This is a genomic window from Halovibrio sp. HP20-59, from assembly GCF_033052795.2.
Lineage (GTDB): Bacteria > Pseudomonadota > Gammaproteobacteria > Pseudomonadales > Halomonadaceae > Vreelandella.
In genome coordinates this window covers 114,831-137,415 of sequence record NZ_JAWJUW020000011.1, presented here as the reverse complement: position 1 = coordinate 137,415, position 22,585 = coordinate 114,831, and the positions used below count along the sequence as shown (strand labels likewise).

The following is a 22,585-nucleotide window of genomic DNA, read 5'->3' as shown; positions in this document are numbered from 1 at the left end:
TCACCATTACGATTGGCGACATCACCGACAGCAACTTCGAGAACATCGAAGCGGATGCGTCGGCGAACAGTGTTGACTCCACGATCACCGACCAAACGGGTAGCGATAACCCTCCCGGTGAAGAAGACACCGTGCTGGTGTCGATCAATGGCGAACAAAACATCGTCGAAGGTGAAACCTCCACGGATTACACCGTCAGCCTGTCCCAAGCGATTCCCGCCGATGGAACAGCGGTGACCGTGGCGTTGAACTACAGCGGTACCGCCCAAGACGGCACCGACTTTAACGGGGTGGCCAGCGTTACGATCCCCGCGGGCAGCAACAGCACCACCTTTACCCTCGACACCATCGACGATGCGCTGGCCGAAGGGGTGGAAGGCTTCACCATTACGATTGGCGACATCACCGACAGCAACTTCGAGAACATCGAAGCGGATGCGTCGGCGAACAGTGTTGACAGCACGATTACTGACAATGATGTCAGTTTGACAATCGGTGATGGTTCTGTGGTGGTTTATGAAGAAGGCATTGATCTGCCAGGAGATAATAAAGTTGGAATTCCTGATGGTGACGCAGGCGTAGGCTATAACGATACGACCAATGCCACGGTTGCTTCAGGTACTTTGGCAATCACTGGTAACGGTAATGCGCCTGTCTCGGTTGGGATCGAACTGGGTACCTTGCCTAATGGCCTTACATCTGGTGGTAATGATATAACTTGGTCTCACGAGAGTGGCAATGAAGCGGTTGCAATTGGTTCCGCTGACGGCCAAGAGGTCATTCGCATCGAGTTGAACGGTGGAGTTGAAGCCGTCGCTAACTCTGGAAGTGCGACGAGCATTAACTATGAGGTAACACTGACCCAGCCCGTGGATCATCCGGTAAATAGTGTGGAAGATACCCTAAGCTTTGCTTTTGATGTATCTCTCAGCGATGGAATCAATGATCCTGATACTGGAACCGTTACAGTTACAGTTGAAGACGACATGCCAGTATCCAGCGTTGGTTCACAAGATCTAAACGTGATTGTAAACGACCTGGCAGTTGGCGGATTGTCCGTTGGTTGGTCTAATGTATCTGGCGGTCGCGGAGTTAATATTAATAACCAGCCAGCTGGGCAAGATGATGTAGTCCGCTGGGATGGTAGTAATAGTAATAGTACTAGTAACTATACCTTTGATGATAATAACAACTTAACCGGTACACAGTCAGTATCGGTAAATTCGATGTTTGAACTGGGAGAGTTTACCCACAATAACTTCTCTATATCGAGTGGTTCTGGGATAGATTCAGTCAATCTAGATTTGTCACTAGATATAGTGATTAATGGTTATAGTGCTACCATCAACCATACGATTAACTTTGATCACAATGAGACCCCAAACAGTGGTTCTGATCCGCGCGATATTGTTACTATCAATAATGCCAGTACTATTGTACCGGTCGAAATAACGACTGCGGAGGGTGTTACCGAAACTTATAATTTCCAGATCATTGGTTTTGTTGATCAGGACGGTAAGATTGTCGATCGGGTTCTTACAGAGGAGGATGCTTCCAACAGTTACAAACTAATGGGGCAGCTGGTCTCATCAGATGCGCCTGATGTCACTGGTCAGGTGGATTATAGCTTTGGTGCGGATGGCCCCGCCGATGAAGACGCTATTGTTTGGAATGATGGCAGTGGTGTGACTGATGATGGAAGCGATGGCGTTAAAGTACAGGGTGAGTTTGGTGTTTTAACTGTCGATGCCAACGGTAACTATAGTTACCAGCTGGATCAGGCTGCGTACGATGAGTTAACCGCTGGCGAAACGGAAGTAGATTCCTTTGCTTACACTCTTAAAGACGCCGACGGTGATAGTGTTGAGTCTACTCTCGACATCAATATTACCGGTGAGGCTGCGCCGCAGAAACCTGAACCGCTACCAGAAGCGAAAGGCCCAGAAGACAGTGACGGCATTGATATCACACTGTCAGGAAGCATTCTGGATGGCGATGGCAACGTGGAAAGCTTCGTTATTCAGACTCTGCCTGCTAATGGCACCTTGTACTTTGGCAATACAATGGTCACAGCGAATATGTCCATTGATGCCACTGACAACAGTGCGACTTTAACCTTTGTTCCAGAAACTGACTGGAGTGATAACAACGGGGATGAAAAAGTCACTTTTGATTATATAGCCGTTGACGTTGATGGTAATCAATCAGACCCAGCCACTGCGACTGTTGACGTAACGCCAGTGACCGATACCCCCGATGTCGAGCTGACACTGACCGAGAGTTCCACAAGCTCGTTATATGCCGTGGATCTGTCCAATGTGTTGAATAACGCAGATGGTCAATCCGGTAATCCGGCTGGCTTCACTGTCACCGCATTTAAAAATGGGCAAATAGGCAATATTTCTATCAAAGATACCGGCTCACCGACTGGGTTCGGGGTGGCAGGTTCAGCCAGCAATGGTGCAGATTCGGAAATTGGTAAAGGTGAAAAGCTGCATATAGAGCTTGATACACCGGCATCTTCGGTTGCCTTCCAGTTGGCGTGGCTGAATAGTTACAACGAAACGGCTGTTTACGAAGTTCATTATGACGATGGATCGTCGGAGACATTTTCAGTCTACGGCGGTAGTGATGGTATTGATCCTCCCATGACTGTTGATGCGCCAGCGGGTAAGGCTATTACAGGAATTGACTTTAGAACTGGTAGTCATAATGAATCTACTAGCGACTATTTGTTACATAGCTTCTCTTACGAGTCGACTGCAACGACTTACACCGTGGATATTACCGCTGAGCCAACTGATGCTGACTTCTCTGAAAGCATCACACACCTAGTCGTTAAAGCGCCGGTAGGTACGACCTTATCCGGTGCGGAGAATCTGGGAAATGATAATGGTGTAACGACTTGGGGCATTGCGCTGGATTCTACTGGCGGGCATACAAACTCGGTAGAAGTGAACCCTGTCACTGGCGTTGTCACAGTCAAAGGTCTGATATTGTCCGTGCCAGATGACTTTACAGGTGTACTCAATGTTGAAGCTATTGCGACGGCGAATGACCCTGGTGCATCGACATCTGTAGACGGTTCAGATAGTGCAACTATCATTGTGACAGCATCGGAGTACGGGGATTATCCTGGGGTTTCACACCTTGCTATCGCTTTTCAAAATGATGATGGTGCACTAGATTTCGTAAAACTTGAGGGAGTTTTAAGCGACGTTGGAATTAATGATAGCCAAGCTATAATTAAATATGTTGAAAGTCAGGGTTACGAATGGAGAGCCATTCGAGCTAAAGGTGGAAGTGAGAACTCCAATCATGATGCTTCAACTTTCGATTATTTAAATGAATATGAGAATGTTAGTGCTGTTGAATGGAAAGTAAATAATGCTGGGCAAGTTACAGGCGTAGTGAATGTAACTCAAAGCGGAGATGATATAACTAAAGGCCAGTTAATTGACGGCATTGTAGAAGGTGCGATGTACGCTAGCTCGTCCGGTCTTAGCGGCACTACCGAGGCAAACGGCTCGTTTGAGTATCGTGAGGGTGACTCGGTCACCTTTATGGTCGGCGATGTAGTGATTGGTACCGCCTCCGCGGAAGCCCTTTCCGACGGAAAAGTCTTCTTACAGGAAATAGCGAATACCGAGCTGGCTGATCTCAACAATGAGTACGTTGAGAACATGGCAGTTTTCCTGCAGTCGCTGGACGCCGATGGCAACGCCTACAACGGCATTACCATCACAGCGGCGATGCATGCTGCATTTGAAGGCAGTACGCTCGACTTGCGTAACACTTCCGAGGCTGATCTCAAGGCTGCACTGGAGGAGGCAGGCGCTAACTATGTCAACGAAGAAGAGGCCATGCAGCACGTCCGCGATATGTTGGAGAAACATGCGGGTGTCACCCAATTTGATGAGCATACCAATGACTCCATCAAAACTGCCGTGCTGGCTCATGAAGCGCTAGAAGGGCTGACCTACCAAACCAGCAGTGGTTTGACAGGTGAGCTTGCCAATGGAGCCTTTAGCTTTGACGAAGGCGATATCGTTGAGCTATTTGCTGACGGCCAGTTGGTCGCTTCGTTTGCCGCTGACGATATAGGTGAAGACGGCCTGATCACCTTTGCGGAAGCAGGCTTCACGATAAGCGCCGAAGAACTTGACGCGCTGATCAACGGTGAAGAAGGGCAAGCGTTAGAAGATGCAGAGCCGACAGAAAACATTCCTGTTGACGATGACGTTACAAGTGACGATGTGACAGGAGATGATAGTAGTGAAGAAATCACCGAAGAAGATGTAGCGACGCCTGATGAGAAACTCAGTCAGGATGAAGTGCTTGCTGAAGATGATGAGGTCACTAATGTTGCACCAGCAACGGCAGAGGCGGAAACAGAAGAATCACAAGGTATTGACAATGGCTATTCGTTAATAGAAGAGGACGAGCCTCTGTTTACCTCGAATGATGATTCAGAGAATGCAACGACGTCAGTGCCCGTGAGTGAGTTGCAGACTAGCGAATCGGAAGGGGATACCGAGGATTCACTAAGTGAGAGTGAGTTGTTCTCCAGTGATGAAGACGAAAGCGTTGATAGCCTGCTGCCGCCTTCTGAAAGTGGTGAAGAGAAAGCCAAGCCTGCTTCTGACACGTCGCAAGAAAGCACTGTGTCGACTGAGGCGGAACCGGCGGGTGGACATACTGATTATGTGAAATTACATAATGATCACTCTACCCAAAATACTGATATCTAATCAGTCGTGAAACACAACAAGGCCGCCCAACGGGCGGCCTTGTTGTATCCAATGCCGCATTACGTCTAGCTACATTTCAGCGCGTTTACTTACATAGGAATGTCCATGCTCTACACCAAACGCAATACATCCGGCGAGATCGTGATGCTCAGCAAAGAGCCAACGGCAGAGTGCGATGAAACGATCGCCCCGGATGCACCCGAGGTGCTGGCTTTTCTTGCCGACCAGCCGGGGTCTTCGGCGCATTTTATTGCTTCCGACTTAGCTTTTGTAAGGGTAGTAGAAGATATTCTTGAGGTCTTGCTGGATAAGGGAATCATCACTTTCACTGACCTGCCCGAAGCTGCGCAGGCTAAGGTGATGGAGCGTAAGTCGCTGCGCTCGAAAAATGATATAGGCTTGATAAGCGACGACGACACCATCTAAGGTCACAGTCGCTTAAGGGGATGTCAGATTTGCACGCCTGGCCCGGTCGCGCCGTCGACACCTACCTGGAACAGGCAAATGAGTTCTTCATTATTAGCCACCCCTTCACCAATCACCTGAATGCCCAATGAGTGGCACAGTGTTGCCATGCCGCGCACGATGGTTTGTTGGTTAGTTGAGGTATCGATTTGGTGAATAAGGCTGTTATCCATTTTTAAATAGGCAAGGCCAACGTCGTGTAGGTCGGCAAGCTTGGTGAATTCCGCGCCTACGTGCTCGATGCCGAAGGTACACCCCAGAGGCCTTAACGCACTGCAAAGCCCGCGTAAGCTGCCAATCTCGTGGGTGCTGAGCGTGGCAGGCACTTCAAAGCAGAGTTGCTTCGCGAGGTTGGGTTGGGTTTCCAGCAGTGCTCGCAGCTCGTTAACAAATTGGGTGTTGGTAATTGAAGCTGCAGAAAGGTTAATCCCGACCGGCTTAAGGTCGGTAATGAGATTGGTGAGGGCTTTCTTCACTACGGCTAAATCGAGCGCTGGTTCCATGTCAAAACGGGTAATCCAGGGGATAAAGACCCCTGCGGTTTGCCATTCACCAGCCAATTTTAACCGCGCCGGGCACTCGTAATGGAGGATGTCGCCATGGGCATCAATCACAGGGAAATAGGCCAACTCCGGGCCTGTTTGAATCGCCGCCGCTAGCTCCGCCCGCCATTCCGCATGGCTGCTATATAGCGAAACTCGTTCGCGTTGGCGTATCACTATTTGTTCATGCGTGCTCAGGCTTTCAGCCTGAGCCAAGGCATCATCTAGCGTTGCCAGCAACGTACCGCGCTGATCATTCGGGGCATAAGGCACAATCGCTGTGGGTAAGTAAACGCTCACTGGCGCCGTAGCTGATACATCCGCCAGCGCTTTAGTAACGTGCTGCCTAAGTTGCTCAACATCGTCAAACTGGGGCAGCAAGAGAATAAAGTCGCTACCGTTAAGGCGACCCACCACGGGTTCGGAAGCCTCCCCATCAAGCTGGCTCAAGTGGGAGACAAGCGTGCTGAGTAGCCTATCGGTGGCTGCATGGCCAAGTTGCTCGTTAAGTGTTTCTAACTCTTGGACCCGCACCATCACCACCATGCCTGTTGCGCGAGCATCATCGCTGCTTAACTGGGCAGCAAATTTGCCCATAAACACATCGCGGTTAAGCGCGCCGGTGACGCGGTCGTGTTGTAAATGGCGGCGTAACTCGTCCAGCTTGTGGCTTTCATGGCTGAGCATTTGATGAACATTGGCAGACAGCACGTTCATTGCTTGGGTAACTTGGCGTAACTCCAGCGTGCGTGGCTCTTTAATCGTAGTAAACCGCCGCGCGCTGATATCTTGCGCCTGCGTGACGACGCGGGAAAGAGGATGCTTAATACCCCGGACGATCACCGTGGCTATCGCTAAGCTAATTACCCCGGCAAGTAAAAACCAAGCGGCGAGTTCCAGCATGCTGCGCCATAAAGAGGCGTAGGCAAAGCTGTGCTGGCTCTCAAGCTCCAAGGTGCCGAATTGTCGCCAGCCGTCTTGAATGGTCGCTGTGCCGCTGGGCACCTCAAATTCAACAAGCTGGCGGAACCAGGCGGGCACATCGCCGCCGTACTGTTCGGATGAGCGCTCAATAAGCACGTTTCCTTCGGTATCACGCAGGGTAATTTGGCGATAGTAGCCGGTGTCAAACTGAGCAGCGATTAACAGCTCCAAGATAACAAGGTCTTTCTCGAGCTGGCTCATGGAAAGCGCTAAAGCGGTGGCATTATCCTCATTCTTGATACGCACTTCCTGCTCGATATAGTCGCGGCTAGTGGCAATGCTAATGGCAAGGCTACCGATGAACGACAGCAGTAGCAGGGTGATAATGGCAAGCCAAAGTTGTTTTATAAGTGACATCGTGCCAATTCCTCTTAAATGAAACCCTGAGTTTGCATACGTTCAATAACGCTTCGCCAGCGAGACAAGCGCGCCAATGGGTCAGCACGCGATTCCGATGAGCCGCCAGCCCAAAGGCCATCGCTGTTAAAACTGAACAGCGGGTCAAGGTCGGTACGCTGCGAGGCTGGGGTGATCGACGGAACAATATTGTCCAGCACCAACGGTTCTGCATCGGGTGTTGAGTAATAGCCCAGCACCATGTGGGCTTGGGTAATTTGGCTACGGCCAATGCGCGCCCGGACATAAATCATGCGTAAATAGCGGCTAGTCACGCCCAATTGCTTAAGGGTGATGTATTTGGCAATGGAGTAGTCCTCGCAGTCTCCTTGGCCTTTACCCATTGCTTCCAAAGGTGTCGCCCAATAATCCTCTTGCCCCCACACCTGGATATCGTCAATCCACCGGATATGGCGATTAAAGAAGTCGTTAACTCCGCGCAGCTGGGCCTGTACATCTTTATTCTGTAGCTGTTGAAGTAGCGAAAACCACTCTTCTAAGACGGATAAACCGGCCTGCCCATACCGCTGCATGCTTTGGCGCAAGCGTTGTGGGTCAAACGCTGCCGCAGGCGTTGGATGAATGCCAAAACCTGCGCCCAAGCATAGCGCGCCAGCAGTTGCTAAGAACTGCCGACGCGATAAAACAGGAGGGCTATGACGAGAGGGAGCAGGCATGGGCCGCCGTTAGTAACCGCCGAATAGGGAGTAAGATTACAAGCTGGCGTGTTGAAGTGCTACACCTCAACCTCCAAGAGGTCTTTAAAGGCTTATTCAACGGCTGCCTGATGCGATGATTCAAGCAAAGGCGTCAACGCGTCCCACACATTCTCCAACATCATTGGCTGCGCATCAGCGGTGGGGTGGATGCCGTCGCTCTGCATTAAGGCGTCGTTTAAGGCAATACCCTCAAGTAAGAAGGGCACCAGTGCCACGTCGTACTCTTCCGCCAACGAATAAAACACACCGGTAAACGCATCGCGGTAGGCTTGACCGTAATTGGGCGGAATATCAATGCCCAGCAGTAACACCTCAGCATCGGCTGCTTGGCTTTGCTCAATCATTTCAGCCAAATTAGCCTGCATTTGTCCAGGCGATAAGCCACGCAAACCGTCGTTACCACCTAGCTCGATGAGAACAATGTCTGGCTGATGCTGTCCCAGAAGATCACTAAAGCGTTGCAAACCACCGGATGTGGTTTCACCGCTAATACTGGCGTTGATGATTTGAACATTATCGTCCAAGCGCTCTGCCAGTAGACTCACCCAGCCCTCCTCACGCTCAATGCCGTAAGCGGCGCTTAAGCTGTCGCCCATGACCAGAAGAGTGGGGTCAGGTTCTGCGCTGAGAGTCTCAGCGTTGATAGACGCAGAGGCAAAGGTGGCTATCAGCAGCACCAGCCATCCGGTTACCATGCGGTACAGTCCATGCCATGCCATAGGGATGCCACGCTTCATGTCTTACTCCTCAGATCAAACTGCAAATTCAGCCACCGATAAAACTACATCGAGTGTGTCACCCCACGGTGATCGTCAGCCTAGCGACAGCCAAACGGCTGAGAACGTTCCCCATAGCCCCGCTGGGCAGCCAGTCTTGTACGCTGACAAGTTGTCTAAAAAGGTGACCAGCGGTGAACGCTCGTTAACCATCTTACACGACCTGTCGCTAAACGTGGCGGCAGGTGAAAGCGTGGCGATCCTGGGCAAAAGCGGCGCGGGTAAATCAACGCTACTGGGTTTATTAGCTGGCCTTGATACGCCCAGTGACGGCGAACTCACACTCTTCGGTCATGCGCTGAGCCGTTTGGATGAAGATGGCCGTGCCGCCCTAAGGGCCGGGCGAGTTGGCTTTGTGTTCCAGAACTTCCAGCTATTGCCGACGCTGAGTGCGTTGGAAAACGTCATGCTGCCGCTTGAGCTATCGCCCCACGCCGGTGAGACGCATACCGCCGCTCAGTGGTTAGAACGAGTGGGGTTGGGCGAGCGGGTAGATCACTTGCCCAAGCAGCTTTCCGGCGGCGAGCAGCAGCGGGTAGCGGTTGCCCGCGCCTTTGTGACCGACCCTGAACTGGTATTTGCCGATGAGCCCACCGGCAACCTCGACCCGGATACCGGTGCGCAGGTCATTGATTTGCTCTTCCAGCTCAATCGTGAGGCGGGCACTACGCTTATTCTGGTTACCCACGACCACGCCTTGGCGCGTCGCTGTGATCGCTGCCTGCGATTAGACCATGGCAAGTTAGAAGCTTTTGTGCCAACAACGGCTTCGGTTGACGAGGGCGTGCAATGAGTGATGTGAATTGGCGTTTAGCCATGCGCAGCCTCAAGCGAGACCTGCGTGCGGCGGATGTGCGTGCGCTGTTTATAGCGTTAGTATTGGCCGTTGCTGCCTCTACCATGATTGCCTTTTTCCTTGACCGGCTAGAGCGAGGCCTGGAGCGTCAAGCGGGGCAAATGCTGGGCGGTGATTTGGTGCTTGAACAGCGTGACCCCTTTTCCGATGAGTTACGCGCTAACTTGCAGGACGCGGGGTTTACGCTCAGCGATCAAATTGATTTGGTCTCAATGATCAGTCGCGGTGATCGCTTTCAGCCTGCGAGCTTGAAAGCCGTGGATGATGTCTATCCGCATTACGGCACCTCCTACGTGGATTTCGGCGATGGCACCGAGCAAGTAGCCTCAGGCCCACCGCCTGGGGAGGCATGGGCGGATCCGCGACTGATAGAGCTCATTGAGATTGAATTGGGCGACCAAGTGCAAGTTGGCCAAACCGAGCTAACCATCACCGGGATTATCGAGCGCGAAGCGGATCAGTCCGGCGGTTTTGGCAGTTTTAACCCGCGGTTAATGCTTAACACCGCAGATGTCGAGGCGACTGGCCTCGTTCAAGAGGGCTCGCGGGTTGAGTTTGAGATTTTAGCGGCAGGCCCCCCTGCGGCGCTTAATCAAGTTCAGGCGCTGCTTGCTGATTTGCGCCGTGAAGGCGTAGAAGTGCGCGATGTGCGCGTTGATCGGCCCCAGCTTGGCAACGCGCTGCAGCGGGCGGAAAGCTATTTAGGCTTGGCGGGCTTAGCCGCTGTGTTGCTAGCGGGCGTGGCTGTGGCAATGTCGACGCGCCGCTACGTGGAGCGCCACCTGGATACTGCCGCTCTGCTACGCTGTTTTGGCGCTAGCCAGCGCCAGCTAGTCACCATCTTTAGTCTCCAGCTAATCGGTTTGGCGTTAGTGGCATCGACCATCGGGGCGCTGCTTGGGCTTGTTGGCCAAGCCCTATTGATCTGGCTGCTGGTGAGTTTCTTGCCGATGACGCTGCCTCCACCGGGAATAATGCCGCTGGGGTTAGGCGTATTTACCGCCCTGGCGGTGCTGGTGGGGTTTGCAGGGCCAACGTTGCTGCGCATCAAGCAGGTCAGCGCGTTAAAAGTACTCCGCCGCGAACTTGATCCACTGCCGCCTTCCGCGTGGCTCGTCGTGGGTGTGGCGGGCGTTGTATTTGGCGGCTTGCTATGGCTCTACTCCGGCAGTCTGCCGCTGGCCCTCGCGCTATTAATCGGCGGCGCGCTATTGTTGGGATTATTGTGGGTTATTAGCGCGCTGCTGCTCAGTGGCTTGCTGCGTGGCGTCAAGCGCTTGAACGGGGGCAACGAGTGGTCTCAGGCGCTGCGCCTGGGAGGCCGCCAACTGGCGCGGCGGCGTCAAGCGGGCCTGGGGCAACTGATGGCTTTCTCGGTGACCTTCTTTGCCATGGCGATGATTGTCTTGGTGCGCGGTGACCTGCTAACCACCTGGCAAGACCAACTGCCTGCTAATACTCCCAACTACTTTGCCATTAATATTCAACCTTCCGAACGGGATGCTTTTGAAGAGGCGATTTCCCCTCGGGTGGAAACCCAAAGCACCCTGTATCCCATGGTGCGCGGACGGGTGATTGCGATAAATGACCAGTCGCCCAGAGACGCCGTACCGCCGGATGCCCGTGGTGACAATTCGCTGCGTCGCGAGTTGAATCTTACCTGGCAGGCTGAGCTGCCTGAGGGTAATGAAGTCGTCGCAGGCGAATGGTTCTCAGCTCAGCCAAGCGAGGGAGGTGAGAGCCGGGGATGGATGAACGCCGTAGAGGCAACGCCTCAACAAACAACGCAACAAACTGCCCCCGTGCCTATTTCCGTAGAGGATGGCCTTGCTGAACGGCTGGGGCTGAGCATTGGCGATGAGATGACGTTTTCGGTTGGTAGCGATGAAATCACTACCCAAATTACTAGCCTGCGCAGCCTAAATTGGGACAGCTTCCAGCCCAACTTCTTCGTTATCTTCCCGCCCGGCGTGTTAGAGCAGTTTGGCCATAGCTACATTACTGCGTTTCACTTACCCGAGGCAGAAGATGGCTTGATTAGAGAATTGATTAACGATTTTCCTGGTGTCTCGCTGCTCAACGTGGACGCGATTTTAGGCCAGGTCCGCGATGTGCTGACCCAGGTCACTCGCGCGGTGGAGTTAGTGCTCGCCTTGGTGCTACTCGCCGGTGTTAGCGTGCTGTATGCCGCGCTAACCGCTAGCCGCCCGGTACGCGCCCACGAAAGCGGCCTGCTGCGTGTGTTTGGGGCAGGGAGCCGAATGATTTCACGGGTGCAGGGCGCCGAGTACGCGCTGTTAGGCTTTGCCAGTGGGTTGATGGGGGCTGTATTGGCTGAGCTTGCTACGGCGGGTCTGTATATTTACCTGCTGGATCTCGCCCCGCGCCTACATGTGGGGCTGTGGGTTTTCCTCCCTGTTGGAGGGGCGCTGCTGATTGGCGTCATTGGTCATGCGCTTTCACGAGGGTTACGTCGCCAAGCCCCGGCAGCTAGCTTGGGGTTACTCGGCGAAGCGTAATCGTTATCTCGCTACCCAGAAGCCGACGACAATGGCGCTAACAACGGCAACTAGAAAGACCAGATTACGGGCGCGCGTATCGCGGTTGGGTTTCATATCGGCACCAAAATAAGCGTGGAGGTAAAAAGCAGCGGAAGCATTCTGGTCGGCATGGTAACGTTTGTTGCTTATGTCGTCACCTTGGTCGCCGGAAGAGTCGCGGGCTGAAGCTATCTCCCGCGACGGCTACCAAGCCAGTTTAAAGTAGGACGGTTAATGATACTTCCATCTAACACCACCGCGGCGCACTCTGTTGCGCCGCAGCCACTTTCGCTTGCTCAAGGGCGTCTCGCGGCGCTGAGCTGGGGGCGTTCTGATGCCCCGGTATGGCTGGCCTTACACGGCTGGTTGGATAATGCGGCCAGCTTTTCGCGTTTGGCCCCGCTGTTGGTCGAGGCACAGGATATCCGTATCGTGGCGCTGGATTTTCGTGGTCACGGGCACTCATCACACGCCCCAGAGGGTACTGACTATGCATTGTGGGACTACTGCCACGATGTGCTCGATGCCATGCACTCACTCGGCCTTGAGCAAGCTAAGGTATTAGCCCATTCCATGGGAGCGGCAGTGGCCTGCTTGCTTGCCGCAGCGATGCCAGAACAGGTCGAACGCTTAACGTTAATTGATGGGCTAGGCGCGCTCAACACCCCGGCAGAAGAGACCGCTGACCAACTACGTAAAGGCTTGAAGGCTTATCGTCGGCCTACCTCCCGCGCGCCTCGTTACCCGGATATCGAAAGCGCCGTGGCGGCGCGTGTGGCAGGTGGCGTCACACCGTTGGATAGTCTAACGGCGACCCCACTGGTGGAGCGTAACACCCTAGCTAGCACCGACGGCCACGTGCAAATGCGTACCGACAGCCGTTTGTTGAAGCCATCTCTGGTACGCTTCACCCCCGAGCAAGTGCACTCGCTACTGGCGGCTATTCAAGCGCCGGTGCTATTAATAGAGGGCGAAGGCGGTATTTTGGGGCAACGCGCTTGGGCAGTAGCGGCGCGGCAAACCGTGAAAGATTTAACCCGCCAAGTGTTAAAGGGCGGCCACCACCTGCACTTGGAACCCCAGGTGGTTGAGCAAGTGGCGATGGTCATTAACCATCATTGGAGTGGTGTTGATGAATGAAACGGCGCATGTGGGCAGTGGCAATAAGGTCGCTTTGGTGCTGGGTAGCGGGGGCGCCCGCGGCTATGCGCATATTGGTGTCATTGAGGCATTAGAGGCGCGGGGTTTTGAGATTATTGCAGTCTCAGGGTGCTCCATGGGTGCGCTGATTGGCGGGGTGTACGCGGCTGGAAAACTGTCCGAATACCGCGACTGGGTGTGTCAGCTTGACTACCTAGACGTCCTCAAACTGGTCGATGTGACGTGGAGCCCGATGGGCGCAATGCGCGCCAGTAAAGTCATGAACAAGCTGGAAGCCTTGGTCGGCGATATTTTGATTGAAGACCTGTCGATCCCGGTGACCACGGTAGCGACGGATTTAGTACGTCAACGCGAGGTGTGGTTTCAAAACGGCCCGTTGCTCCAGGCAATACGCGCCTCAATTGCCGTGCCAGGAGTGATCACGCCAGTGCATTTAGGCGATCAAGTGTTAGTCGATGGCGGGCTACTCAACCCGCTCCCCATCATGCCCGTGATTGCCGCCCACCAAGCCGACTTTGTGGTGGCCGTTAATGTCACTGCGCACAGCCCGCTGCCGGTGACGCTAGAAGAGCTACTGCCCAAGGAGGCGAAATCAGCCGATAGCCGCAGTGAACAAGAACGCGAACGCGATCAACGCATGGGAAACTGGATGGGCGATGTGCGTACCGCTACCCGCAAATTATGGAGTGGCCTGGGTTCCAACGGCGAGCATTTAAACGGTGAAAATGTAAACGGAGAGGGTGTCGACGGAGAGGGCGAAGCGCTAGATGACGCCATCGAAGCCCGTGGCAAACGCGAGTGGAGCAAGCTGGATATGATCTTGGAGTCGTTTGATATTACTCAGGCGGCGCTGGCCAAGTACAAGGTGGCGGGCTACCCGCCCGATGTGCTGATTGAAATACCTAAAACCGTTTGTAGCACCTACGAATTCCATCGCGGTAGGGAGCTGATACGTCTCGGCCGCCACCTGGCGGATGAAGCGTTGCAACGGCGAATGCCGGGTCTCGCTTCCGATGCTAGCAAGTAACGCTCTACTGGCCGCGCTTGCGCAGTAATATATAGACTGCCCCGGTGCCGCCGTCGATATCAATCGCCGAGCAGAAGGCCAGCACGCCCGGCCATTCGCGCAGCCAAGTGTTGGTATGGCTTTTGAGCACCGGGAAGTCTGACGTGGTGCCCCACGCCTTGCCGTGTACCACGAGAACGCAGCGCAGGCCTGAGCTTGCCGAGTCGCTCAGAAAACTCTCCAGCTCCACGCGTGCCTCCTCCAGCGTATAGCCATGCAAATCAAGGCCTGCCTGCCACGCGGTTTGGCCACGCTTTAACTGGCTGAATGCGCGCCAGGGCAGGTCCGGCACGCTAAATTCAAGGTACTCAGACGGGCGCACGGCCTCAACACGGCCATCCGACGTGCGCCCACTGGCTTGGTGTGTCGTATTTTCTACCGCAGCGGTACGCCGGGCTTGGTGAGCCTGAGTATCGCGTTTAGGCTTGCCAGGGTCCGCTTGATTAGAGGCGATAGGCCGCACGCCTGCCGCTTTTAACGCGTCGCGGAAGGCACTGATATCGTCATCATTGGGTAGGTGGCGGCGTCGCGTCATGGCAGGCTCGGGTGGCAATAAAGGTGAATCAAGCAAAGCGTACAGTATAGCGGGCTGAGCGTTGCTGTGAACCGGGCAGCGTGAAAGGTACAATCTTTATTCATTATGTGGATGTTGCTTGGTTGCCTCATCCATAATTATCGTTAACCAGGAGTCGCTGTGACCACGCATCTTAACGCTGAGCATTCTCACTCAACGCTTTCCCTGCCAGATTCGGCGCTGGTGAGCGAACTGTTGACGCTGCGCGACTACCTTCGCTGGGTCTCCAGCGAGTTTTATCTGGCGGGCCTGCATTACGGCCATGGAACCGATTCGGCGTGGGACGAGGCGGTGGCGCTCTGCCTAGGCGCGCTGCATCTGCCGTGGAATGTTGATCCTGGCGTGCTGGAGGCACGATTGCTGCCAATCGAGCGCCAGCGGATCATTAGCCTGGCGCGGGAACGAATTGCCACGCGCCGTCCACTGCCTTATTTACTCGGTGAGAGCTTCTTTGCCGGCCACCCGTTTAGCGTCGATGAGCGCGTGCTCATTCCCCGCTCGCCGATTGCCGAATTAATAGAAGATGGCTTTGCCGCCTGGTTTCCCGAAGAGCCGCCCGCCAAGGTGTTGGATTTATGCACGGGTTCCGGCTGTATCGGCATTGCTACCGCGTTGTATCTACCCACCTGTGAAGTTGCTCTTGCCGACATTAGTCAAGACGCTCTCGCTGTGGCCCGGCAAAATATTACCCGCCACGATGTTGGTGATCGCGTTCGCGCGGTGGCGTCGGATGTTTTCAATGAGCTGGAAGGTCAGCGTTTTGATTTAATTGTCGCCAACCCCCCCTACGTGGATGCCCGCGATCTAGCTACCATGCCAGCCGAGTACCGCCACGAGCCTTCGTTAGCGCTGGGAGCAGGCAGCGATGGTCTGGATATTGTGCGGCGCATACTGCGTGAAGCACGGGAACACTTAACCGATGAGGGCTGGCTGATTGTAGAGGTCGGCAATTCCGATCGCCATGTGGAGGTGGCATTCCCTGACGTCCCTTTCCTATGGCTTGAATTCGAGCGTGGCGGCCAGGGCGTATTCGCCTTGAGCGCCGCTGAACTCGACGCCCATGCGGCGTCTTTCGTGTGAGGAACTAACCGCCATGTCTGGCAATACCTTTGGCAAATTATTTACCGTCACCACCTTTGGTGAAAGCCATGGCCCCGCGCTGGGAGCTATCGTTGATGGCTGCCCACCGGGGCTACCCCTGAGTGAGGCCGATCTACAGCACGACTTGGATCGCCGTCGCCCCGGAAGCTCGCGGCATACCACCCAGCGCAAAGAGTCCGATCAAGTGCGCATTCTTTCGGGTGTATTTGAGGGCAAAACGACCGGTACCTCGATTGGCTTGTTGATTGAGAACACTGACCAGCGTTCCAATGATTATTCTAAAATCAAAGACCAGTTCAGGCCTGCTCACGCGGATTACACCTACCACCATAAATATGGCCACCGTGACTATCGCGGGGGCGGTCGCTCCAGCGCCCGTGAAACCGCCATGCGCGTGGCTGCCGGGGCTATCGCCAAAAAATATTTGGCCGCCCAGGGTGTGCAAATTCGTGGCTATATGAGTCAGCTAGGCCCAATTAAGATTGCTTTCAAACAGTGGGAGTCAATCGATCAAAATGCCTTTTTCTGCCCTGACCCTGAAAAAGTCGCTGAGCTGGAAGCCTATATGGACCAGCTGCGCCGCGACCAGGACTCGGTCGGCGCAGAAATTACCGTGGTGGCGGAAGGCGTTCCGGTAGGGCTGGGCGAACCGGTATTTGATCGCCTGGATGCTGATCTAGCGCATGGTTTGATGAGTATCAATGCGGTAAAAGGGATAGCCATTGGCGCTGGTTTTGACAGCGTAGCCCAGCGCGGCAGCGAGCACCGCGACGAGATGACGCCTGACGGTTTTCTCTCTAACCATGCTGGCGGCGTGCTGGGGGGGATTTCCAGCGGTCAGCCGATAGTGGCGCGTTTAGCGCTTAAACCGACGTCAAGCATTACCACGCCGGGGCGTTCGATCGACGTCCATGGTCAAGCGGTTGAGGTGATTACCAAAGGGCGTCACGACCCCTGTGTGGGTATTCGCGCCACACCCATCGCTGAGGCGATGATGGCAATAACGCTGCTGGATCATTGGCTACGCCAGCGGGGGCAAAATGGAGAGGTTCATGTTGATACACCGCGTTTAACGCAGCGCTAATACAATGCGGTGAGGTTTGCAGTTCGCTGCTACACTCAATTAAAACAACGTCAAAAGCAGGAGCCGTTTATGAAAATTAACGTTGAATTTGACCTCACCCCGGATGAGTTTCGCCAGTCGCTGGGCCTGCCGGATGTAGAGGCGTTCCAGAAAAATCTGCTGGAAAATATTCAACGGCAAATGGAGTCTGGGGTTGAGGGCTATGACCCGATGAGTTTGATGCGTCCTTATCTTCAGCAGCCGATGATGCAGCAGGGGCTTTCCCAGGGGCTTGCCAGTTTCGGCACCTATCAGCAGATGATGCTCGATATGTTGCGTCAAGCTGGCAGCAATAGCGGCTCAGCTGATGATAAAGATAAGGAAGCTAACCAAGGAACGTCGAGCCAAAGTTCATCAAGTCAAGGTTCATCAAGTCAAGGTTCATCGGGCCAAGATACGTCGAATAAAACTTCTTCTGATCAAGAGCCATCAAGCGCGAGGAGTTCTAGGGCCCAAGCGGCCGCTTCCTCTTCCCGTTCTCGAGCAAAAGGGTAGAGAGTATGTGCGCTATCTCAACAATGTTGCAAAGCAGCATGCTAGCGATTACTCTTTTTGCAGTGCAGCAAAGCTACTTCACGATGAGTCACTCCAGGTAATTTTGTGCAAAGCCTAAGGCTCATGCCAAGGAACTAAACAGGAGCAGACACGATGCAAGACAATATGATGGACGCCTTCAACGCCCAAACGAAACAGATGTTCGAGCCTATGCGTAAAATGAATTCGCTAATGCTCAATAACATGGAAAAAATGACTCACTATCAGTTGGAAGCCATGAAGCGCTACAGCCAAATGGGCACTGAGCGGATTCGTAGCGCCACTGAGATTGAAGACGCAGAAAGCCTGCGCGATTTCGGCACCAAGCAGGCCGAAATGATGACCGAGCTCTCCCAGCAGATGCAAGAAGACGCGCGGGTAATGAGCGAGATGAGCCTGCAGTTTAAGTCTGAAATGGAGAAGATGTTCAGCGAAGCCGGGCAGCAAATGTCCGATCAAGCCAAAGCGGCTGCGAAAGGTGAACAACCTCAACCCGCCAAAGCCTCCAGCCAGTCGTCGCGTAAAAGCTGATGGGTGATATCGTCGCGGCGCCTTTAGGCGCCGCGACGCATTTATAGTGTTGATTACAATAACCTGGATCATTGCATCCTAGGCCAGAAAGTTCGGTCCGCCTACCATAGGCGTAGGGAGAATAAGTATGCAGTCAGCGTGGCAAAATCCATTTCAGCAAATGTCTGGGTTACGTGAAAGTCTGTCTCAAGGGTTTACTCAAGGCTTTCCTCATCAGCTGCCTGAGGGCTTATCCGAATCGGAAGCCGAAGCTTGGAACAGCCAGCTTAAAGCGATTAGCGAACAGTACCAGGGCTTGATGCAGGAACTCCTTTCTCGTATCGCACCAAGCGAAGCCGCCGATTCTGTTTACAGCGATATGCGCGAAAGCTTTGAAGCGGCAGCCCAGTCGCTGATGCAAAACCCTACCTTAATGTGGGAAACCCAAGCCCGCCTGCTTCAGGACCAATGGCTACTATGGCAGCAGGGCATGCGTGCTATGGCGGGGGAGGCTATAACGCCGCTGATCACCCCTAGCAAAAGTGATCGTCGTTTTAAAGACGAGTCCTGGTCCGAAGACCCTCATTACATGGCCGTCATGCAGCAGTATTTGCTGTTCTCGCAGATGGTCGAAGAACTCGTTGAAAACTTAACCGGTTTGGATGACACCCATAAACGCAATTTAGCGTTTTATGCGCGCCAGTTAGTCAGTGCAATGTCGCCGACCAACTTTATTACCACCAATCCTGAAGTGATGCGACGCACTGTCGAAACTCGCGGCCAGAACCTGGTGGATGGACTGGAGCGCCTGCGTGAAGATTTAGCTAACTCTTCCGAAGGCATCAATGTCCGTATGACCGATCGCGCCGCCTTTGGCGTGGGCGAAAATATTGCCGTGACGCCCGGCGCCGTAGTTTATGAAAACGAATTGATTCAACTAATTCAATACACGCCGACAACCGAAAAGACCTTTAAAACACCACTGCTGATGGTGCCGCCATGGATCAATAAATATTACATTCTTGACCTGCGCGAAGATAACTCCATGGTTAAGTGGCTAGTGGCACAGGGCCATACGGTGTTTCTGATTTCCTGGCGAAATCCTGGCCCGGAGCAGCGCGATATCACCTGGGCCGACTATATGCAGATGGGCCCCATTAGCGCGATGGAAGCTATTGAACAGGCTTGTGGTGAGAAATCGGTTAATTTACTTAGTTACTGCGTTGGGGGCACATTAGCCGCCTCTACGGTGGCGTATCTCACCAGCACTCGCCGCGGCCGCAAAGTGAAGTCTGTGACCTACATGGCAACGTTGCAGGATTTCCGCGACCCTGGCGACATCGGTGTGTTTCTGAATGAGCGTGTGGTTGAGGGGATTGAACAATCGCTAGAAGCGAAGGGGTATCTGGATGGCCGCTCAATGGCCTATACCTTTAACTTGCTGCGTGAAAACGACCTATTTTGGTCTTTCTACATTAATAACTACTTGAAGGGTGAAACCCCCGTCGCGTTTGATCTGCTTTATTGGAATACCGACGGCACCAACTTACCTGCCGGTACACATGCGTGGTATCTACGCCACATGTACCTAGAGAATCGGTTGGTTGAGCCAAACGGTATTGAGCTGGATGGCGTGAAAATTGATCTGCGTAAGGTGTCTTCGCCTAGCTACTTTGTATCCGCCAAAGAAGACCATATCGCCAAGTGGAACAGCACTTACTATGGTGCCTTGCTGCCCAAGGGGCCGGCCACCTTTGTGCTGGGCGGTTCGGGGCATATCGCGGGTATTGTTAATCCACCGCACAAGAACAAGTACGGCTACTGGACCAACGATACGCTGCCGGATAGCCACCAGGCGTGGCTGGAAAACGCAACGTTTAATGAAGGCTCCTGGTGGCCCCATTGGCAGAACTGGATAACCGAAAACGGCTATGCGGATAGCGACAAGATGGTGCCCGCGCGCCAACCTGGCGACGGCGATCTTAAGATAATTGAGCCAGCGCCGGGGCGCTATGTAAAGATGACGATTCCAGAGGTGTTAGGTGAAATCCCGGCTCAGTCGTGATTGATAACTAACACTACAAGCTGTTGACGTTTCGTATCGCTAACTACCGGCGCTGGACTGGCCCTCGCCATAGGAAGACTCCGCCGAGGCACTCAAGGAGCTGTTCGCTGCGCCGGAAACCTTCAATAACGTCGCGCTTGTAACTTAAGACCGCCGACCTTGGGTTTGAACGTTTGTCGCGGACTGCCTACGTTTAATCAAGAATTGTCAAACGTGGTTAGGTTTACGCTAGGCTTCAAATCCCATAACTGACGGTAAGGAGAGCTTCACGCCACAGAGCAAACGAGTTGCGCTGGTCACCAGCAACTTCCAAGGCCTCATCGCGCCTTGCTTGCGGCAGGGCACTCCGACTTCATGGCCGCGCCACACTCAACACAGCGGTGGCTGAGCCAAGGATAACGAGTTGTAAGAGGTGATGACATGGCCCAAAACCCAATTAACACCACCGAACAGTCCAAGCGAGCCCTTAATCAGAACGGGCGCGAAACAGCCGGCGCAAAAAAAAGCCAGACGGCGAAGCAGACCCAGGACAAACAGGCTGCCGAAACCCAAGCATCCGAGGCTCATTTGGCGCAGCCCAAAGCGCCGCGATCTGATTCCATCGACGATAGTGAGCGCGAAGAACGCTGTGGCCTTTCGGCTGAACCGCCGGAATTTCATCTTGCGTATCGCTTTGCGGATCCTGAAGAGCAGTACGGCATCCAAGCGGTGGACGCCACAGTGAAAGCCGCATTGGCGCAGGCAACCGGTGGAGTAACACCCTTCGGCCTAAGCTCTAAATTTTTCACGTGGTGGATGCACTCGGCGGGGTCGCCCGGCAAGAACATACAGCTTGCCGATCACGCCGTTCGTTCATGGGGGCGGTTTTTCGGCTTTGCGGCGTATGCCTCGAAGAGCAGCACGGCAGAACCGTGCATCCAACCCATGGAGCATGATCATCGTTTCGATGATGAGGCGTGGAATCGCTGGCCCTACAACATGCTTAAGCAAAGCTTCTTGCTGACACAGGAATGGTGGTACCGCGCGACCAACGATGTGGATGGCCTGGAGCGGAGCAACGAACAGATTGTGTCCTTTGTCACCCGACAGCTGTTGGACATAGTGTCGCCTACCAACTTCCTATGGACCAATCCTAAGGTTTTGGAGCGTACCCGCGAGGAGTACGGTAGCAACCTGATACGCGGGGCCAAGCATTTTGTAGAGGACTGGGAGCGCCTGACCACCGGTCGCCCACCGGTCGGCGCCGAGGATTTTGTCCCGGGCAGGGATGTGGCTACTGCCGAAGGGCGAGTGGTACACCGGACCCATCTGATGGAATTAATCCAGTACAGCCCCACGACCGATAAAGTGGCTTCAGAGCCGCTTTTAGTCGTGCCTGCCTGGATCATGAAATACTATATTTTAGACCTTTCTCCGCACAATTCGCTGATCCGTTACTTGGTTGATCAGGGCTATACAGTCTTTGCCATGTCGTGGCGCAACCCAACGGCTGGGGATCGCGATCAGGGGATGGAAGATTATGCGGCCGCTGTTGGCGAAGCCTTTGATGCCGTCCAGGCTATTGTGCCGGAACGAAAGGTACACGGTGTTGGTTATTGCCTAGGCGGAACACTGCTGGCCGCCAAGGCAGCGCAGATGGCCCGCGATGGCGAAGATAGGCTCGAAAGCCTCACGCTCTTCGCCACTCAGACCGATTTCAGCGAGCCGGGCGAGTTGGGCCTATTCACCAGCGAGAGCGAAGTTTCCTACCTTGAGCACATGATGTGGGACCGCGGTTATCTGGATAGCCACCAGATGGCTGGCGCCTTTCAACTCCTACGTTCCAACGACCTCATCTGGTCGCGCTGCATTCAGGAATACCTGCTAGGCGATCGTGGTGAAATGTTCGATCTTCTGGCGTGGAACTCGGACACCACGCGCATGCCCTTCAGGATGCACAGCGAATATCTGCGCAAGCTGTTCCTGGAAAACCAGCTTTCCAACGGTAAGTTTGAACTGGGCGGTGAACCCGTTGCGGTCAGCAATATCAAGGCGCCGATCTTCTGCGTTTCTACCACCCATGACCACATCGCGCCCTGGCAGTCAGTTTACAAGTTGCATCTGCTGGCCGATAGCGATGTGACCTTTGTACTCACTAATGGCGGCCACAATGCAGGCATTGTCAGCGAACCAGGCCATAAAAAACGGCGCTATCAGATCCGCTGCACGCGCCAAGAAGAACCCTACCTCAAGCCCGAAACATGGCGCGAACAGGCTGAACATCACGACGGCTCATGGTGGCCTGCGCTGAGCAATTGGCTGCGTGAGCATAGTTCGGCCCAGGTCGAACCGCCAGAAATGGGTGCCCAGGACTACACCCCTCTGGAAAAGGCGCCGGGCACTTACGTATTTCAGCGCTGAATGAGGCGATGGTAACCATCAG

Annotated in this window: 16 protein-coding genes; 12 read left to right on the top strand and 4 right to left on the bottom strand. The window is 54.0% G+C overall.

The genetic code is table 11. The features are described 5' to 3' along the window. Window positions 1-131: 131 nt before the first annotated feature. Together RZA33_RS13495 and RZA33_RS13490 are read left to right on the top strand one after the other, a co-directional pair. Window positions 132-4,751 carry a choice-of-anchor K domain-containing protein gene (locus tag RZA33_RS13495; RefSeq protein WP_317508235.1) on the top strand — a complete coding sequence of 1,540 codons (4,620 nt, stop codon included), beginning with the start codon at window positions 132-134 and terminating at the stop codon, window positions 4,749-4,751. 105 nt (window positions 4,752-4,856) lie between these two features. Next, window positions 4,857-5,177, top strand: coding sequence for a tryptophan synthase subunit beta like protein (locus RZA33_RS13490; protein ID WP_317508234.1), 321 nt, complete (start codon window positions 4,857-4,859; stop codon window positions 5,175-5,177). Window positions 5,178-5,200: 23 nt separating this feature from the next. Here RZA33_RS13490 and RZA33_RS13485 read toward each other — a convergent pair whose 3' ends face one another. The 3 genes from RZA33_RS13485 to RZA33_RS13475 form a co-directional block, all read right to left on the bottom strand. Next, window positions 5,201-7,099: an EAL domain-containing protein gene (locus RZA33_RS13485; RefSeq protein ID WP_317508233.1), complete on the bottom strand. Its 1,899-nt coding sequence runs from the start codon at window positions 7,097-7,099 to the stop codon at window positions 5,201-5,203. Between the two features lie 14 nt (window positions 7,100-7,113). Next, window positions 7,114-7,815, bottom strand: coding sequence for a transglutaminase-like cysteine peptidase (locus RZA33_RS13480; RefSeq protein WP_317508232.1), 702 nt, complete (start codon window positions 7,813-7,815; stop codon window positions 7,114-7,116). A 92-nt stretch (window positions 7,816-7,907) separates the two neighbouring features. After that, window positions 7,908-8,594, bottom strand: a complete 687-nt coding sequence (locus tag RZA33_RS13475; RefSeq protein WP_317508231.1) for an arylesterase — start codon at window positions 8,592-8,594, stop codon at window positions 7,908-7,910. Here RZA33_RS13475 and RZA33_RS13470 point away from each other — a divergent pair. The 4 genes from RZA33_RS13470 to RZA33_RS13455 all read left to right on the top strand — a co-directional run bounded on the left by RZA33_RS13470 (window position 8,593) and on the right by RZA33_RS13455 (window position 14,217). Next, the gene (locus RZA33_RS13470; protein ID WP_317508230.1) at window positions 8,593-9,426 is read left to right on the top strand and encodes an ABC transporter ATP-binding protein; all 834 of its coding nucleotides are present in this window, start codon (window positions 8,593-8,595) and stop codon (window positions 9,424-9,426) included. The two genes, RZA33_RS13475 and RZA33_RS13470, sit on opposite strands and share 2 nt — an antisense overlap. Beyond that, on the top strand, window positions 9,423-12,008 hold the full coding sequence (locus RZA33_RS13465) for an ABC transporter permease (RefSeq protein ID WP_317508229.1): 2,586 nt from the start codon (window positions 9,423-9,425) through the stop codon (window positions 12,006-12,008). Before RZA33_RS13470 ends, RZA33_RS13465 begins: the two co-directional genes overlap by 4 nt. Before the next feature lie 255 nt (window positions 12,009-12,263). After that, window positions 12,264-13,169, top strand: coding sequence for an alpha/beta fold hydrolase (locus tag RZA33_RS13460; RefSeq protein WP_317508228.1), 906 nt, complete (start codon window positions 12,264-12,266; stop codon window positions 13,167-13,169). Beyond that, window positions 13,162-14,217 (top strand): patatin-like phospholipase family protein, encoded by a 1,056-nt coding sequence (locus tag RZA33_RS13455; protein ID WP_317508227.1) that lies wholly within the window; start codon window positions 13,162-13,164, stop codon window positions 14,215-14,217. Before RZA33_RS13460 ends, RZA33_RS13455 begins: the two co-directional genes overlap by 8 nt. A gap of 4 nt (window positions 14,218-14,221) precedes the next feature. On the opposite strand, the gene RZA33_RS13450 is transcribed toward RZA33_RS13455, so the two are convergent. Continuing rightward, on the bottom strand, window positions 14,222-14,791 hold the full coding sequence (locus RZA33_RS13450; RefSeq protein ID WP_317508226.1) for a Smr/MutS family protein: 570 nt from the start codon (window positions 14,789-14,791) through the stop codon (window positions 14,222-14,224). Window positions 14,792-14,950: 159 nt separating this feature from the next. Between RZA33_RS13450 and prmB the strand changes: the two genes are divergently transcribed. From prmB to RZA33_RS13420, 6 genes are all read left to right on the top strand, one after another. Next, entirely contained in the window at window positions 14,951-15,910 is a 960-nt protein-coding gene (gene prmB, locus RZA33_RS13445; RefSeq protein ID WP_317508225.1) for a 50S ribosomal protein L3 N(5)-glutamine methyltransferase, read from the top strand. Between the two features lie 13 nt (window positions 15,911-15,923). After that, window positions 15,924-17,015, top strand: a complete 1,092-nt coding sequence (gene aroC, locus RZA33_RS13440; RefSeq protein WP_317508224.1) for a chorismate synthase — start codon at window positions 15,924-15,926, stop codon at window positions 17,013-17,015. A gap of 69 nt (window positions 17,016-17,084) precedes the next feature. Continuing rightward, window positions 17,085-17,549 carry a hypothetical protein gene (locus RZA33_RS13435; protein ID WP_317508223.1) on the top strand — a complete coding sequence of 155 codons (465 nt, stop codon included), beginning with the start codon at window positions 17,085-17,087 and terminating at the stop codon, window positions 17,547-17,549. 153 nt (window positions 17,550-17,702) lie between these two features. Further along, window positions 17,703-18,119, top strand: a complete 417-nt coding sequence (locus RZA33_RS13430; protein WP_317508222.1) for a phasin family protein — start codon at window positions 17,703-17,705, stop codon at window positions 18,117-18,119. A gap of 127 nt (window positions 18,120-18,246) precedes the next feature. Then, window positions 18,247-20,163 carry a class I poly(R)-hydroxyalkanoic acid synthase gene (gene phaC, locus RZA33_RS13425; protein WP_317508221.1) on the top strand — a complete coding sequence of 639 codons (1,917 nt, stop codon included), beginning with the start codon at window positions 18,247-18,249 and terminating at the stop codon, window positions 20,161-20,163. A 420-nt stretch (window positions 20,164-20,583) separates the two neighbouring features. Then, on the top strand, window positions 20,584-22,563 hold the full coding sequence (locus RZA33_RS13420; protein ID WP_317508220.1) for a PHA/PHB synthase family protein: 1,980 nt from the start codon (window positions 20,584-20,586) through the stop codon (window positions 22,561-22,563). Window positions 22,564-22,585: the final 22 nt, after the last annotated feature.

Excerpts from the sequence above, each read along its gene's own strand:
- RZA33_RS13490 (WP_317508234.1), top strand. The coding sequence starts at position 4,857 with ATGCTCTACACCAAACGCAATACATCCGGCGAGATCGTGATGCTCAGC.
- RZA33_RS13485 (WP_317508233.1), bottom strand. The coding sequence starts at position 7,099 with ATGTCACTTATAAAACAACTTTGGCTTGCCATTATCACCCTGCTACTG.
- RZA33_RS13480 (WP_317508232.1), bottom strand. The coding sequence starts at position 7,815 with ATGCCTGCTCCCTCTCGTCATAGCCCTCCTGTTTTATCGCGTCGGCAG.
- RZA33_RS13470 (WP_317508230.1), top strand. The coding sequence starts at position 8,593 with ATGTCTTACTCCTCAGATCAAACTGCAAATTCAGCCACCGATAAAACT.
- RZA33_RS13475 (WP_317508231.1), bottom strand. The coding sequence starts at position 8,594 with ATGAAGCGTGGCATCCCTATGGCATGGCATGGACTGTACCGCATGGTA.
- RZA33_RS13465 (WP_317508229.1), top strand. The coding sequence starts at position 9,423 with ATGAGTGATGTGAATTGGCGTTTAGCCATGCGCAGCCTCAAGCGAGAC.
- RZA33_RS13460 (WP_317508228.1), top strand. The coding sequence starts at position 12,264 with ATGATACTTCCATCTAACACCACCGCGGCGCACTCTGTTGCGCCGCAG.
- RZA33_RS13455 (WP_317508227.1), top strand. The coding sequence starts at position 13,162 with ATGAATGAAACGGCGCATGTGGGCAGTGGCAATAAGGTCGCTTTGGTG.
- RZA33_RS13450 (WP_317508226.1), bottom strand. The coding sequence starts at position 14,791 with ATGACGCGACGCCGCCACCTACCCAATGATGACGATATCAGTGCCTTC.
- aroC (WP_317508224.1), top strand. The coding sequence starts at position 15,924 with ATGTCTGGCAATACCTTTGGCAAATTATTTACCGTCACCACCTTTGGT.
- RZA33_RS13435 (WP_317508223.1), top strand. The coding sequence starts at position 17,085 with ATGAAAATTAACGTTGAATTTGACCTCACCCCGGATGAGTTTCGCCAG.
- RZA33_RS13430 (WP_317508222.1), top strand. The coding sequence starts at position 17,703 with ATGCAAGACAATATGATGGACGCCTTCAACGCCCAAACGAAACAGATG.
- phaC (WP_317508221.1), top strand. The coding sequence starts at position 18,247 with ATGCAGTCAGCGTGGCAAAATCCATTTCAGCAAATGTCTGGGTTACGT.
- RZA33_RS13420 (WP_317508220.1), top strand. The coding sequence starts at position 20,584 with ATGGCCCAAAACCCAATTAACACCACCGAACAGTCCAAGCGAGCCCTT.